The sequence below is a fragment of the Methanospirillum hungatei genome (assembly GCF_019263745.1).
Lineage (GTDB): Archaea > Halobacteriota > Methanomicrobia > Methanomicrobiales > Methanospirillaceae > Methanospirillum > Methanospirillum purgamenti.
Map to the genome: position 1 here is coordinate 1,000,724 of NZ_CP077107.1, position 15,668 is coordinate 1,016,391.

15 protein-coding genes are annotated in these 15,668 nt (G+C 40.3%); 9 read left to right on the forward strand and 6 right to left on the reverse strand.

What is annotated here, in order from left to right; all coding sequences use genetic code 11:
• Positions 1-40: 40 nt before the first annotated feature.
• Complete coding sequence (locus KSK55_RS04680) at positions 41-1,285, forward strand: ABC transporter substrate-binding protein (RefSeq protein ID WP_218608377.1); 1,245 nt, start codon at positions 41-43, stop codon at positions 1,283-1,285.
• A 47-nt stretch (positions 1,286-1,332) separates the two neighbouring features.
• Here the strand turns inward: KSK55_RS04680 and KSK55_RS04685 are convergent, their stop codons facing one another.
• Positions 1,333-2,103, reverse strand: coding sequence for a class I SAM-dependent methyltransferase (locus KSK55_RS04685; RefSeq protein ID WP_218608378.1), 771 nt, complete (start codon positions 2,101-2,103; stop codon positions 1,333-1,335).
• A 71-nt stretch (positions 2,104-2,174) separates the two neighbouring features.
• On the opposite strand from KSK55_RS04685, the gene KSK55_RS04690 reads away from it, so the two are divergent.
• The 7 genes from KSK55_RS04690 (at position 2,175) to KSK55_RS04720 (ending at position 8,819) form a co-directional block, all read left to right on the forward strand.
• Positions 2,175-3,302 (forward strand): ABC transporter substrate-binding protein, encoded by a 1,128-nt coding sequence (locus KSK55_RS04690; protein ID WP_218608379.1) that lies wholly within the window; start codon positions 2,175-2,177, stop codon positions 3,300-3,302.
• A gap of 92 nt (positions 3,303-3,394) precedes the next feature.
• Complete coding sequence (locus KSK55_RS04695) at positions 3,395-4,525, forward strand: ABC transporter substrate-binding protein (protein ID WP_218608380.1); 1,131 nt, start codon at positions 3,395-3,397, stop codon at positions 4,523-4,525.
• Complete coding sequence (locus tag KSK55_RS04700) at positions 4,518-5,576, forward strand: FecCD family ABC transporter permease (RefSeq protein ID WP_218608381.1); 1,059 nt, start codon at positions 4,518-4,520, stop codon at positions 5,574-5,576. Before KSK55_RS04695 ends, KSK55_RS04700 begins: the two co-directional genes overlap by 8 nt.
• Entirely contained in the window at positions 5,573-6,376 is an 804-nt protein-coding gene (locus KSK55_RS04705) for an ABC transporter ATP-binding protein (protein ID WP_218608382.1), read from the forward strand. The genes KSK55_RS04700 and KSK55_RS04705 overlap by 4 nt, the downstream gene beginning before the upstream one ends.
• Entirely contained in the window at positions 6,373-7,179 is an 807-nt protein-coding gene (locus KSK55_RS04710; protein ID WP_218608383.1) for a class I SAM-dependent methyltransferase, read from the forward strand. Before KSK55_RS04705 ends, KSK55_RS04710 begins: the two co-directional genes overlap by 4 nt.
• The gene (locus tag KSK55_RS04715) at positions 7,176-8,003 is read left to right on the forward strand and encodes a class I SAM-dependent methyltransferase (protein ID WP_256664178.1); all 828 of its coding nucleotides are present in this window, start codon (positions 7,176-7,178) and stop codon (positions 8,001-8,003) included. Before KSK55_RS04710 ends, KSK55_RS04715 begins: the two co-directional genes overlap by 4 nt.
• A gap of 9 nt (positions 8,004-8,012) precedes the next feature.
• Positions 8,013-8,819, forward strand: coding sequence for a class I SAM-dependent methyltransferase (locus KSK55_RS04720; protein ID WP_218608384.1), 807 nt, complete (start codon positions 8,013-8,015; stop codon positions 8,817-8,819).
• 231 nt (positions 8,820-9,050) lie between these two features.
• Here the strand turns inward: KSK55_RS04720 and KSK55_RS04725 are convergent, their stop codons facing one another.
• From KSK55_RS04725 to KSK55_RS04740, 4 genes are read right to left on the reverse strand one after another with little or no spacing between them, the layout of a single operon-like run.
• Positions 9,051-9,443, reverse strand: coding sequence for a HEPN domain-containing protein (locus tag KSK55_RS04725; protein WP_218608385.1), 393 nt, complete (start codon positions 9,441-9,443; stop codon positions 9,051-9,053).
• Positions 9,421-9,741: a nucleotidyltransferase domain-containing protein gene (locus KSK55_RS04730; RefSeq protein ID WP_218608386.1), complete on the reverse strand. Its 321-nt coding sequence runs from the start codon at positions 9,739-9,741 to the stop codon at positions 9,421-9,423. The genes KSK55_RS04725 and KSK55_RS04730 overlap by 23 nt, the downstream gene beginning before the upstream one ends.
• A 40-nt stretch (positions 9,742-9,781) precedes the next feature.
• Positions 9,782-11,521, reverse strand: a complete 1,740-nt coding sequence (locus tag KSK55_RS04735; protein ID WP_256664179.1) for an ABC transporter ATP-binding protein — start codon at positions 11,519-11,521, stop codon at positions 9,782-9,784.
• On the reverse strand, positions 11,518-13,347 hold the full coding sequence (locus KSK55_RS04740) for an ABC transporter ATP-binding protein/permease (RefSeq protein ID WP_218608387.1): 1,830 nt from the start codon (positions 13,345-13,347) through the stop codon (positions 11,518-11,520). Before KSK55_RS04740 ends, KSK55_RS04735 begins: the two co-directional genes overlap by 4 nt.
• A gap of 148 nt (positions 13,348-13,495) precedes the next feature.
• On the opposite strand from KSK55_RS04740, the gene KSK55_RS04745 reads away from it, so the two are divergent.
• Entirely contained in the window at positions 13,496-14,251 is a 756-nt protein-coding gene (locus KSK55_RS04745; protein ID WP_218608388.1) for a class I SAM-dependent methyltransferase, read from the forward strand.
• 203 nt (positions 14,252-14,454) lie between these two features.
• Here the strand turns inward: KSK55_RS04745 and KSK55_RS04750 are convergent, their stop codons facing one another.
• The gene (locus tag KSK55_RS04750; protein ID WP_218608389.1) at positions 14,455-15,585 is read right to left on the reverse strand and encodes a PKD domain-containing protein; all 1,131 of its coding nucleotides are present in this window, start codon (positions 15,583-15,585) and stop codon (positions 14,455-14,457) included.
• Positions 15,586-15,668 lie beyond the last annotated feature (83 nt).

The window sequence follows — 15,668 nt, forward strand, 5'->3', positions numbered from 1 at the left end:
ACTACCTTTGCAGATATATTTCTGCTGAAATGGTGTGTTCATGAAAACAAAGATTCTCTTGTTATTGCTAATGATTTCGGCTGTTATTTGTTGTACATCCGGAGAAGAGGTCATCATTGGTGAACCAATTGTTGTGCAGATCATGGGTAATGCAAATATGGACCAATATGTAGATGATCAGGATATTGCTTTCATCCAGGATTTAATCTCGGGTTCAAAAGAGAAAACAAAACTTGCTGATGCTAACAACGATGGTTCGATAGATCAGGAGGACATTACACAAATTGAAAAGATACTAGACCGGACTGCAACAGAAATCTATTATCTTGATGCGAATGAAGAGGTGTCTAAAGTCCGTCACCCTTTGAATACGGCCATCGTTGTCTATGATAATGCAGGAGAAATTATCAGAATTTTAGGGGCACAGGATAAAATTATTGGAACCGATAATATGATCGTTGCTCTTCCGACATATTTTCCCGAGTTTAGCAAACTTCCATCAATTGGGAATAGGAAGGATATGAATGTTGAAGCGGTGCTTGATATAGGTCCTGAAGCAGTAATTGTCCCAAAATTGTCCAATATTGGTCCGGAATTTAAGGAAAAGATAACAAATAATGGAATAGACTATGTGATGCTCCGGATGTGGGAGTCACATACGGCAGTTCCGTCTTTGATGACATTAGGATATATTCTTGATGAGACGGAAAATGCCAACCGTTACATCACATACCAGGAAAAAATACTAAACGAGATTAAATCCCGTGTTGCCACTATTCCTGAAGAAAAACGAAAACGGGTCTTTATGGATCGGCCTGGTGATACGACGGTTGCAAAAGGAAGCGGGTATTCAGAAGCTATTGAATTTGTTGGTGGAATAAATATCGCGAAAGACATTTCAAAAGATACCGGTACTCAGCTTCCGGAGGTTGATGCTGAATGGGTTGTAAAGGAAAACCCGGATGTTATCATTGGCCTTTCATGGGAAGGTGGGTATGAAACAGATGATATCAATACCCTGAAAAAGAGATATGACGAAATCATCGCAAAACCTGGGTTTAGTTCAATGGATGCAGTAAAAAACAACCAGGTCTGGGTAACAACGTATATTGATCTACTTGGTCCCGGGTATCACATCGGACTTGTAAAACTGGCAAAAATGTTATATCCGGAGCTCTTTGCCGATATGGATGTTAAACAATTACAGAATGAGTATCTGACGAACTGGCAGCATATTAACTATGATCTGGATAATCATGGAGTGTTCCAGTATCCTAAAAATTAATTTTTCTTTGGTGTTAGTTAGATTATACTAATTCTTGAATGTAAATTTTAGTTTTGTTTTTTCACCGTACCATATACTGCATATGTGTCATGGTGAAATGAGAATTTGAGGAACCAAGGAAGATTTTTTGACTGAATATCTCTGATATGATTAAGATCCTTTATCCGAATATTTTCCAGGCCACATTTCGTGAGATATGTAGTGAGATTCTCTTTACTTACGCCCGAATGATTTGGGAGTGCATTATTCAGTTCCTTAGAATATGATTTTCCATTAAAACTGGCATTCAGGCAGGCGAACCTGTATATTTTTAACATTCTCCCACCGATTTTCCTTTTTAATCCTGTATTTTCCCAGTTTCCATCAATTATACAGATTTTCCCCCCCGGTTTTGTAATTCTCACCCATTCAGATATCGCTTTTTCAGGATTTGGAAGAGTCCAGAGAAGATATCTGCAAACTGAGACATCAAAAGTATTATCTCCAAATTCCGGGTTTTCTGCATCTCCAGTGACAAATTCATAATTGATATTTTTCCTGGCAACTTTCTCCCGTGCAAAATCCATCATCTTCTGACTGAAATCTAGACCAGTCACATCATGCCCCATTTCTGCAAGAAGGATACCAATAAAACCTGTTCCGGTTCCAATATCAAGAATCTGCATCTTTTCGTATCCCAACATTTCCCGGAAATCTGACTTCCATTGCGCACATTCATCATCAGAACCAAGTTTACACTGTTCATAGAGTCTGCTGTTATAATCCCAGTAATCCTTAACTTCTTGTTTTAATTTTATTTCTTCTACAATTGGCACCATAATAATATTTTACAAATTATCCACTATATATTTAATAATAATTTTTTTATCACACTAAGTAAACTAAATATATGCATCGTAAGATGTCACTGCTACTTTGTTCCTGTTTATTCTGTTTAATTCTGGTTTTTTCTCCAGTATTAGCAGAAAAAACTGAAGTATCGCTTACAGATATTCTGGGTCGTGAAGTCAAGGTTGATGTCCCTGTAGATAATATGGCGCTGCAGTGGAGTGCTTCAGGCGGTCCGTTTTTTACACTTTTTGCTATCGAAGGGAAAGATGCAGCCTCAAAAATTGCTGCAATCGACAGAGAGAACCTGAAAGAAAACCGATATGATATCTGGGAAGCATTTTCAACAGCAGTTCCAGAACTTACATCACTACCTAACATTGAAAGTGGAAAAGACCTTAATCCGGAAACTTTGATTGCACTTCACCCTTCTGTTGTGGTTGCACCAAAGGACTGCTATAATGAAGGCATTGATATCTATAAGAAAATTGAAGATGCCGGAATTCCGGTTATAACCATTGATTTCCACGAAGAAAAACTTGAAAATCATAAAAAAAGCATCGAATTGATGGGTCAGCTTCTTGGGAAAGAAGAAAAGGCAGTTGAGGTTTTTGATTACTATAAGGCTCAACAGGAAAAAGTAACCTCAAAATTGGATAAAATTACTACTCCAGAGCCCCGTGTTTATCATGAGAATGCAATGGATCCAAATGAGATGAGCACGTCCCATAGTAGTGCATATATGTGGGGATCTATGCTTAACCAGATGCGTGGAGATGTCATTGCTGATGGGGTTATTGAAAAAACTGCAGTAATGAGTGAAGAATATCTTCTGAAAAGTAATCCGGAAGTAATTCTTTTTACCGGATCATACTGGGCAAATAAACCTGATTCATTACGACTTGGATTCCTTTCTGATGAAAAGACCGCAAAAGAAACACTTGAACCTTTTAAACATCGTGAAGGGTGGGAAAACCTTGATGCGATTAAGAATAATCGTGTCTATGGAGCAAACATTGGAATTGGTAGAGACATAACTGATTTTGCCGGTTTCCAGATGGCTGCAAAAGCTCTGTATCCTGATGTATTTTCTGATGTTGATCCGGAAGCAAACCTTCGGGATTTCTATGATAAGTATATGCCAGTCAAATTATATGGGAAATGGTTTGTTGAACCTTCAGAAAATTAATTTTTTCTACTCTTTTTTAAATTTTTTAATATCATATTCTTAAATATTAAAATCATAAATTTTTTATTACTATAATTATACAAAATATATTGATGTTAAAAAAAGTAATAATTTTATTATTATTATTGTTACTAGTAGGAGTTCTATTTACTCCAGTAATCGCTGAAAAAACAGAAACAATCCTCACAGATGTTCTGGGTAGGGAAATTACAGTAAAAACCCCTGTAGACTCAATAGTTATCCAGGGAAGTGGTGGTGGTGGCCCGTTCTTCACTCTTCTGGCCCTTGGAGGAACTGAAGTTCTCAATAAGATTGTTGCGATGGATAGCACTCTTGAGGATAATCGAAATGATGTCTGGCAAACCTATGTAAATGCTATTCCTGAACTTGAAAAAATACAGAAAACAGGCTCTCACACGGCTGATTTAAATCTTGAAACAGTAATTTCACTCAATCCTGATGTTGTGATTGTTCCAAAAAATGATTACAACGGAGCAGTAGAACTCTATAATAAATTCGAAGAGGCCGGAATTCCTGTAGTTGTCATGGATTACCATGAAGAAACACTGGAGAACCATAAAAAGAGTATAGAACTTGCCGGCCAGTTAATTGGAGAAGAGGAAAAAGCGGCTGATCTCTATAACTTTTACAAAAATCAGATGGAAATCGTTACTTCTCGTCTTGAGAATTATTCCGGCGAAAAACCCCGTGTCTATGTTGAATGTGCAAATTCCGGAGCTGACGAATTAGGGAACTCATATGGCAATTACATGTGGGGAGCACTCATCAAAAAGTGTAACGGAGATAATATCGGTGAAGGTGCTGTTGAAACCTATGGAATAATGAATGAAGAGGCAATTCTGAAAAAGGATCCTGAAGTAATTATTTTCACCGGATCTTACTGGCCAAAAAATCCTGATTCATTCAGGTTAGGATTTTTAGCTGATGAAGAAACAGCAAAAGGGACTCTGAAACCATTTTTGAGCAGAGAAGGATGGGACACCATGAGTGCAATGAAAAATAACCGGGTGTATGGTATCAATCATGGTATGAGCAGAGAGATATTCGACTTCGCTGCATTTCAGTTTATAGCAAAGTCTCTATATCCGGATCTATTTGCTGACATTGACCCTGAAGCAAATCTCAAAAAATTCTATGATATTTATATGCCAGTGAAACTGACAGGTAAATGGATGATAGATGCCGGGCAGATAAATGAATGAAATTAAAAAACCGGTTTCCAGTGAAGCAGTATGGCTCTATAATGAGATTACTGCTCACAAATTTTTAATTATTCTTGCTCTTATTTTTGCGGTTATAATTTCTTTTCTGATTGATGTCTTAAGTGGACCAGCCTGGCTGACAGTGCCAGAGATCATTACTGCATTGATATCTCCTGAAAAGGATACCAATTATTTCATTGTTTGGGTAATCAGACTTCCGATGGCCATTATGGCAGTATTTGTAGGAGCAGCACTTGGAGTTGCAGGAGCTCAAATGCAAACAATACTTGACAATCCACTTGCAAGTCCCTATACACTCGGAGTATCAGCTGCAGCAGGATTTGGAGCAGCTCTTGCGATTGTTTTGGGTGTAGGTGTTTTGCCCCTTGGAATTGAATTTTTAGTTCCAATAAATGCGTTCTTTTTTTCCATGGTTTGTTGTGTTTCAATATATCTGATAGCATGGAGAAAAAAAGGGACAACAGAAACACTAGTTCTTGCTGGGATTGCTCTATTATTTTTATTCAATGCGTTGACGACAATGCTTGAATATGTCTCATCACAGGAGGATCTTCAGGCAGTAGTGTTTTGGTTATTTGGCAGTATGGCAAAAGCTACATGGTCGAAAGCTGCAATTGTTGGAATAGTCATACTCATTGTCCTTCCCTTCTTTTTGAAAGATGCATGGAAATTAACTGCAATTCGTCTTGGAGACACAAAAGCTAAAAGCCTTGGCATTCATGTGGAAAAACTCCGGATAAAAACCCTCATCCTTGTATCATTTCTAACATCAATTGCAGTATGTTTTGTCGGAATTATCGGATTTATTGGATTAGTTGCTCCTCATATTTCACGAATGCTTGTTGGAGAAGATCAGAGATACTATCTTCCTGCATCTCTTCTTTCCGGGGCACTTCTATTATCAGCTTCTTCAATCGTGAGTAAACTAGTAATTCCTGGGGCAATATTCCCGATTGGTATTGCTACCTCCTGTATTGGAGTTCCCTTTTTCCTGTACTTAATATTACGAAGAAGGAGTGAATTCTGGTGAAACTGGAAGTTTTAGATCTGAATTTTGCATATAATGGAACACCAGTTTTAAAGGATGTTTCATTTTCTGTAAACGAAAAAATAACTGCAGTCATTGGGCCTAATGGAGCAGGAAAATCAACTCTTATGAGTTGCATTGCAGGTATTCAAAAACCTTCAGGCAGGGTATTTCTAGATGATACAGACGTATCTTTGATGAATGAAGAGATTATTGCCACTTCTATCAGTTACCTACCACAAGATGCACCTTCAAAAGCGGTAATATCTGTCCTTGAAGCTGTTCTTTTGGGTCGTCTTCACACACTTCGATGGAAGGCTTATCATGAAGACCTCGAAATTGCATACAAAACTTTGACTGATTTGGGTATTGAAACTCTGGCAAAAAGATCTCTGAATCAACTTTCAGGCGGGCAACGACAGATGGTATCTATTGCTCAGGCAATAGTTAAAGAACCTGATATCCTGCTCATGGATGAGCCAACTAATTCATTGGATCTTCAGCATCAACTTGAACTATTTGATCTGATTGAGGAGATTTCTGATGAGCGGAACATTACTACACTTGTTGCCCTCCATGATTTGAATCTGGCAGCACGGTATGCAGATAATATTGTTGTATTAAACTCCGGGATGGTCTGTTCCAGTGGACCTCCGGATGAGGTGCTCAACTGTGAAATGATTGAATCCGTATACGGAGTGCATGCAGATGTTTCCTCTGATCCGGATGGATACATCCATGTATGTCCAAAATGCTCGGTAAAGGGTAGAGAAAGAAAAATAAACCGACGTGAAAACACATGAATTTTTTAACAGATTATGAACAGGATTGGGCTGAACTGTGTACGAATGAAAGTAAACGATGCAGCCCGGAATACTGGAACAGTCGTGCAGAAGATTATGCTGATTTTATTGTGAATAGTGATTTTGATCATGGAAGAAAAATTCTCGAACTCTTCAAAAAAGAGGGACTAATAAATCAGGATATGCATATAATGGATATTGGTTCCGGGCCAGGTGCTATTTCCATACCTTTTGCTGAAGAGGTCCGGGCAATAACCGCTGTCGAACCTGCAGATGAGATGGCAAACCAACTGCTCAAGCAGGCAGCATTAAAATCACTATTAAATATATCAGTGATTCCACACATCTGGCAGGAAGTAAATACTGGAGACCTTGAGAAAAAAATTGACATGACAATCTGTTGTCATTCAGTATGGCATTTTCCAGACCTATTTACCCAGATAGAACGAATGCAGCAGGTGAGCAGAGGATATTGTGTTCTTTCCCATGGTGTACATACTCCGGATGATTCTTCACAACTCATTGAAAAACTTGGCATGCCCCAGGATGATGAAGACCGATTTATCCTGGTAAAGAGAATTCTGGAAAATAGAGGGATTTTTCCAGAGTCGAGTATTCTTCCGGTTAAAATGCGAAGAACAATAGGTTCCGCACGATCCATGTTAATTCTTGGTCTGAAAAAATACCGTGAGCCTGAAATACAAGATCTGAATCTTATCGAAGAACATCTTATGATGAATGTAAAAAATGGCATGTATGAGCGGGAAGGAAAAATGGGTGTTCTCTGGTGGAGGGTTTCATGAACCGATCTGCTGTTTTGAAATGGGAGGAGATGTATGATGCCCGTCTCTCCATGATGAACCGGGATTACATGGTTGATGACTGGTCAAAACGATCAGATGATTATTCTGAATCCAGAAAAACTGATAATTACCGGTATGGAAGAAGTGTTCATGAAATCCTGTTTAAAAATGGCGTTGTATCTCCCAAGACCCGGATGATAGAAGTCGGGTCCGGTCCCGGAACTTTTGTCATTCCATTTGCAGACAAAATTTCGCACGTAACGGCAGTTGAGCCTGCTGATGGGATGAAAGAGAGAATTCGCGAAAATGCAAAAGAGGCCGGACTTTCAAATTTTGATATCCTCTCTTCAATCTGGCAGGAAGTGGATGTTGACGGACTGTCCAAATCATATAATCTGACGATTTCTTCCACGGTTATCTGGATGTTCCGAGACATTGTGGAACAAATAAGACGAATGGAAAAAGTCTCATCAGGATACTGCTGTCTTTGTGCCGGAATTGATTCGAAAACTCATACCGGGGATGAACTATGGAATGCATTATTAGGAGATAAACCACGACCTACATTTCCGGAGTATCCGCTGACTTATGATATTCTCTATGAAGAAGGCATCCACCCGGAGGTCAGGATAATTGAGCATGAAAGCAGGAGATCTCCGGAGAATATCATGAAAATGCACCAGGTATTTTACAATCTTTTCACTGACATGAATCCGGATAAAGAGGAGATAATCAGAGATCATGTGATGAACCATCTTGAAAATGGTCAGTATGTAATGCGATTTAAGACGGCTGTAATCTGGTGGAAAGCCAGGGATATGTAAAGTGATATCATGGAAAATATTTCACAGGACCAAGTTATCCGGAATTACAAACAGGAGATCGAAGAATACTGGACAAAAGATTGTTCATTTTATGATAATTATCCGGAGCATGGCCTTACAAAAAAAGAAGAGGAGTTGTGGGAGGAGTTTCTCCATACAGAAATTGGGAACAAACCACTTAAAATTCTGGATGTAGGGACAGGAACCGGTTCTATCTCACTAATTCTTTCTAAATTAGGTCATGATGTAACAGGTATTGATCTTTCTCCGGGAATGCTTTCAGTTTGTGAAAGAAAAGCAGGGGAGAGGGGTCTTACCCTGGATCTTCATGTGGGAGATGCTGAAGCATTACCATTTCCGGACAATAATTTTGATATGATAACCAGCAGATGGGTACTCTGGACTCTTCTGCAACCTGAAATTGCTATCAACGAGTGGAAACGGGTGATTAAACCCGGAGGAAAAATCCTTGCTTTTGATGTTAAAACTCATGATTATGGCAACATCACCATGATGAATAAATTCAGACAATTTATTTCCAAAAAGTTAATATCCATTCAGGACGGGCGAAAGCCTGATAGTTACTCATATAAACAGGAGATTACTGATTCTCTGCCCCTTTCTTACCGGACTCCTGATTGTTTTGATAAACAGGTATTATTATTCAAGAATGCTGATCTCCGGGAAATTTTAGTAAAGATGGTCAAACCATTGACCGTAATGCAGCATGAAAAACTCGATAAACCTTGGAGATATAAGATCGGAAGGAGAAAATATGGCGACTGGCATTGTATTTCCGGGAAGAAAACAGAGTGAGATAGAAAAATTTGAGATCTGATAAATTACAGATTTTGCCTCCTCGGTGTTTTGTGTGGGTAACCTGAAGAAAATAATCCCATCCCACGAGCCTGCCCATAAAGGAGGGAGGGTTCGAGATGGGGAACGAAGTCCCCCTCCTGGATACATACGAATCCATCATTATTCATTATTATCGACATTAAACTCTTTGAAATGGGCAATAAAAAAAATTTTTCCGAATCTTCACCATTATTTGCTGTTTAACATACCCTTTGCCCAATTCACAACAGAATCTGCAAGATGATACGCCTCAAGATACTCTTCTCTATTGACGGGTTCATAGGTACCCGGATACCGGGTGGTTACTGCGTAATCTGTGAGTCGGGCTGAAACAAACAACTCATCAGGGACATCTACACCGGAGGAGACAAGACCATCCAGAAGATAACCAATATTATGAGAACGGGGAGGAGATATCCTTTTCAGAATCATAACTCCCTTTATTGCCTTTTCTGCCGCTTGTTGACAATCAAAACAGAGATCTTCATAATAGACAAGATCATCACTATCAATGCCTTTTGCATGAGCGAGAGAACTTATTGCCCGTTTTATCCATGATTCAGCCAGTAGTACTTCTCTCATAGATAACTTTCCCGGTCTTCTCAATCTCAGAATAAACAAGGTATGGGTTCTGTTTCAGTTCTTCAAATCCTTCCGGGGTTTCTACAATTATATCAACCGGAACACCCACATGAGTAAGGGCCTCATATAATTTCATTGCACATCTTCTGCGATGAGAAATTCCGGATTTTAGAACACATATATCATAATCACTGTCTTCTCTGGCATCATCTGTAACTCTGGATCCAAAAAGGATGATCTTTTCCGGATTTAGAGCACGAACAATAACTGCTATGATTGAATCAACCGGAGAACTCATTCATATGTAATATGATTGTAAGGGTAATTTAGTTGTTGACTTAGATCTCCTGTGCGGCAATGAGCGAAGCGTACATCCCATCCAGGGCCATCAGTTCCCGGTGTGTCCCCTGCTCAATTATCTCTCCCTGATTGAGTACTAGGATCTTATCTGCATGAACCACCGTGCTGAGCCGATGTGCTATCATAAACACAGTTCTCCCTTTCATCAATTCCTGAATGGTGTCCCGGATCATCAGTTCTGTCCCGGTATCGAGGTTACTGGTCGCTTCATCCATGATAAGGACCGGAGCATTTTTGAGAATTGCCCGTGCAATTGCTACTCTCTGACGTTCTCCGCCGGAAAGGCGAATACCCCGCTCGCCTACAAGCGTTTCGTACCCCTCCGGAAGTCCTCGTATGAAATCATGAATCCTGGCAAACTTTGCTGCCTGCTCTACCTCCTGATCGGTTGCATCAGCTTTTCCCACCCGGATATTTTCCCGGATAGATGTATTGAACAGAAAGATATCCTGGGTAACAATGGAAATGGTTTTCCGCAGATCTGAAAGACGGAGATCCCGGATATCATGCCCATCAAGCCTGACAATCCCATTTTCTGGATCCCAAAACCGCATGAGAAGATGGGTCAGAGTTGTCTTTCCCGCTCCTGTCATTCCAACAATTGCAGCCGTCGTACCTGAAGGGATCGAGAATGAAACTCCTTTCAGTACATAGGGGTCCGTTTCCCCATACCTAAACCAGATATCCGAGACCTCAAGGGTTGGAGCAGTTGAAATCGTAACCGATGGAGTCCCATTCTCACTAACCACGGGAGTATCATCCATAACAGTGAAAAATCGTTTTGCCCCGGCAATTGTCATGCTGAGTTGTTTTGAAACATCGACAACTTCCCTCATTGCTGTGAATGCACCGGCGGATAAAATTACAGTAATTGGAAGATAGAAGGAATTAATCTCACCCATTTGAGCTAGGATAGTTGATACCACGAGAACAATTACAATACCACCAGATACAAGAACAGCATACGAAGCAGATGCACAGGCATTTACACGGACATACGCCCTTTGCTCCTTTCGATATTCAAGGACCATACAGATAATTGCGTCAAGCCTGTCTTTTCCTCTTCCAAATGCAAGAATCTCCCAGATACCCTGTACACTATCAATCAGAAAACTTCCCATATTCGCAAGGTACTGCCTGAGATGATCTCCTTTCTTTTCATTCATTCTGATAGCAAGAGTGGGAATTAAAGCTGTCAGAATAAGGAACACGAGAAGAATTACTGCAAGAAGCGAGTGGATGTATGCAAGACCACAGAGTATAATTAATGGCACCAGAATCGCTACTAAAATCTGTGTAAGGGTATGAGCAAAGAAAAGCTCTAAAATTTCGATATTATTTATTGCAACAGAAACAAGATCACCAGTTCTTCGGGAGATGAAAATCGCTGGAGCGAGGGGGTCAACTTTGCGGTAAAATTGGTTCCTGAGATCTGAGAGAACATGAAATGCAGCAATGTGGTTTAAGTATGGTCCGAAATACCCACATACACCCCGTGCAAGAGCAAAAATAAGAATTGCTGTTCCTATCAGAAGCAGAGCAGATGGATTGCTTTGTTCTTTTGCGGTATAAATTAATAAAACTCCAAGAAGGCCAATTCCGACAGTTACCAATTGTTTTGTCGCATCACAAATCATACCGGCTGCAAGAAGCCATATATGTGATTTTACCAGACCAGTAAGGCGCAATAGTTGTTGGAATGGTGCCATATCAGTCATACTGCATCTCCTGAAATGTGACTACACTCAGTGGGAGTCGTCCCGAGCATTCGTACCTGTGCCTGTACCAGTCTGGCATAATGACCCCCTGTTTTTAGGAGCTCTTCATGAGTTCCTGTCTCAACAATTCGTCCTTCATCCATCACCATGATCCGGTGTGCCCTTCTTATGGTCGACAAACGATGAGCAATAACAAGAACGGTCCTGTCTTTACAGAGTTCATTCAGGGCAGCCTGGATAAGTTTCTCACTCCCTGCATCAATACTTGAAGTGGGTTCATCAAGGAGAAGAACCGAGGAATTCTTCAGAATTGCCCTGGCTATTGCAATCCGTTGCTTTTCACCGCCTGAAAGCCGGGTTCCCCGCTCACCGGTAATCGTATCATATCCTTCCGGCAGTCCGGTTATCCATTCATGAATATTGGCTGCAGTTGCAGCGGCAATAATTTCTGTTTCTTTGGAAGCAGGATTTCCAATAAGGAGATTATTCCGGATAGTATCGTAAAAGAGGTATGTCTCCTGTGAAACCAGGGAAAACTGCTCCCTGAGTTGATCAAGCGGAAAAGAATGAATCGGAGTCTCTTCAAGGTAGATAGTCCCTTTCTGTGGATCATGAAACCGGTAGAGAAGATCAATAACCGTACTTTTCCCGACACCTGATGCTCCGACAAGAGCCACGGTTTCACCGGATTTCACTTCAAAAGTCAGATTTTTTAAAACCTCTCGTCCGGTTTCATATGAGAACGAAACGTCATTAAATCTGACGCCAGGAGGTGGGGTCCGATGAACAGAAACCGGGATATCCGGAGCCGATACCATTGGTTTTTCCTGCATGATTTTCTCCAGGGTATCTAAAGCCCGTTTTCCATACAGGCTGTTATGGAAATGTTGGCTGAGTGCAATCACATGCTCATAAAAGATAGGACCGACAAGGAGAACGGTCATTACTCCTTCAATGCCAAATTTTCCATATGAATACTGAATACAGGCATACAAAAGAGCAAGCCCATACCCAAGGTACGGAACAACATCACAAACATAATGTACCCCGAAAAAAATTTTCAAGGCTTTGATATAGGTTTCTTTGAGTTTTTCTGCTTTTTTATGTAATAATCCTGCACGGTGAGCACTCATACCAAACATTTTCAGGGTAGTAAGACCCTGTAGACTTTCTGTATAATATGAACTTAAATCATGATAATCTCGCCAGATATCAAGTTTCTCGTTCCATGAGAGTTTGTATGAAAGGGCTACAGAAAATGGGACCAGCGGAACAAATACAAGCAGAATAAGAGCTACCGGGAGATCCAGCAGGATGGTAAAAGCCACGAAAAGAACCGAAGGCACAACAAAACAAAGAACCAGGCAAGGGATGAAAAATCCGACATACTGCTCAAGTGTGTCGACGCCATCTGCAATGGTTGCAGCGACAGAACCTGAACTTTTATGCTCAGTGTATGCTGGTCCGAGCCTGAGAAGATGTTCATAGACTCTTTTTCGAACCGAGAGTTTCATCAAATCTGATGTACGTTGGGCAGAAATATCCCGAAGGGCTTCTGCTCCGCCACGTATCATGAAAAGGAGGACCATTCCACCAATAACAGGGGCAAGACTGGAAAATGTATTTCCATTAATTACTCCTGCAATGAGCAGACTTACCAGAAAAAGCATGCCAATATTTGTTCCAGAACTGATGAGTCCGGCACAGGTAGTTACTGCCATACTTCTGCTCATCCCTTCAGCAAGATTGAAAATCCTCTGGTCAAAAAGGGCAGTGGTAAGCCATGAGATTAATGAAATATTATCTTCTTTTAGTAATTCAACCATGAATGAAATCCTGTATGTGGTAATTTTGATGATAACCAGTTTTTGAATGTAAAAATTTCACAATGATAATGAAATTTATAAAATTGTTAGATGAGTATAGTATTTAATCATATGATTTTCATACTTGTAATACTAAATGAGATCTATCATGAAAGACTGCATCATACAGTATTGGAATTCCGGTGCAAACGGATATAACAAAGGTGTACAGCGGTTATTGCACTCACATAAGGAAAATTCCGGGTGGAAATCAGTATTTTCAGAGTACCTCAATGAAAAACCTCTGAAAGTATTGGATGTCGGGACCGGTCCAGGTTCTATGTCTATACTCCTCGCTGAAATGGGTCATTTTGTTTCCGCTGTTGATTTGTCAGAACAGATGCTTCATTGTGCCAGAGAAAATGCAAAAGAATGTAATGTGACGGTGGATTTTAAAGTAGGAGATGCTGAAAATCTCCCTTTTGAGGATAATTCGTTCGACGCCGTGGTAAACCGCTGGGTACTCTGGACTGTTCCAAATCCAAAAGCAGCACTCTCTGAATGGACCCGGGTCTTAAAACCAGGAGGACGCCTTTTAATTTTTGACGGAAACTGGTATAGTGGTGAAAAGACTTGTGTCCAGAAGGCATGGAAACATGGCTCACGATTTTACACGCTTCTTTCCGAACGAAGGAATATGTGGAAACGGGATATGGATAATACCTTCGTTGATGGATTATGGTCAACTCATGCAAAACGTCCGGAAGATGACTGTACTCTTTTTCGGAACGCAGGACTTATTAATGTAGAATCATCGCTTGACTTGAATAAAAAAGTCTATACACTGAGTGATTATCTCAGGCAGGGTCACTGGGGAGATACGTTCATTGTTACCGGAGTAAAACCAGACGGAACTGAAAAATAATAATAATTCGTTTGGATATTACAGAGTATTTTCCAGGTTTTTTGTGCATTAATAACAATGCCATCAGTACCAGATACTGAAGATTTCCTGCTATCAAGCTGGTGTTATTTCATTATAGAGACAATCAGAAAGAATAAAAAATATATCGGATTGAAATGGAAAAAAACGGAATCAATTTAAATAAAATAGAATGGATAAAATAATTATTCGCTTACTACTACATCCCAGGACTTTTCGTCCAGAATGGTAGTATAATTATCTTTATCCCTCAATTGGACCGTAACGGTGTATCTATCCGGATTATAATAATTATATGTAAAGGTCGGCTCTCCGGTCCATGCTACCGGTTGTCCATCAAAGAAGGCTTCTCCCATGTCCCAGGAATAAGAGGGATTTGCCGGAGGATTATTTGTGTTTACCGTAAAGGTAACATCCTGTCCGGTAACTGGTGATGATGGAAGATAAGAGAGCCCGGTCAGAATCCCACCTCCGCTTGAAGGTGCAGATATCGTAAACGGTTGGGAATACAAAAACTTTCCATTTATGTATATATTGGATGTCCAGGTACCTGGATTCTGGGCTGGATCCCATCCGGCGATGTTAATATATGAATAGAGTGTGTATGTCTCCCAAAATTCCAAATTCTGTTCTGACGGATCTGAAATGACATAATTTGATGTGTAATACTCTTTTCCACTAGGATCTTTCCAGATAATCTGTACCTGCTCACCACCATAAACCGGTCCTAATTCGGTCCAGGTATATACGTTGTTATCAGTTATTGAAAAGGCTGACTTCCTATCTGAATTGAGATAATTATCATCAACTAAAGATGTAGTGGTATAATCAAGAATTGGTACTGGAAATGCTGCCGGGGGAGTATATACCTGTCCGGTCGGTCCAAAATCGTATGTCCAGCCTGAAGGAAGTGGTGCTGCTCCGGTTCGAAGGAGTTGTACCGTACTTCCATCATAGGAGATAGTAAATGTTCCCTGTTGGGGATACCCGTCTGCAATGGTAAGCTGTGTACCACATACAGAATCACCTCCGGTCCAGGTTCCGGAAATTGTTCCTGACCCTTCCCATGACCCCCCGGCAAGTACTCCGTTAAGAGTAAGGGTAGTACTGGTAAGCCGGATGTTACTCTCACAAACACCGGGTTTTGATAACGTTCCGGTCACAGCGGTTCCGGTTATCGCAAGATTCAGAGTAGCCGGCTGTTCATCATACGTGGCAACTCCTGAGTAGGCAAAATTAGCATCTGCTGCATAAACGACATTTGCTGAGATAATTACCATTATGCTGCAAATCAGGATGAATAACCATCTGTTCACTGCTCTCACCTCATATTGATACCTGAAAATGAAGTTATTAATATATAAAGCTAGTGCTCAAAAAAATTCTACCAATGAAAAGA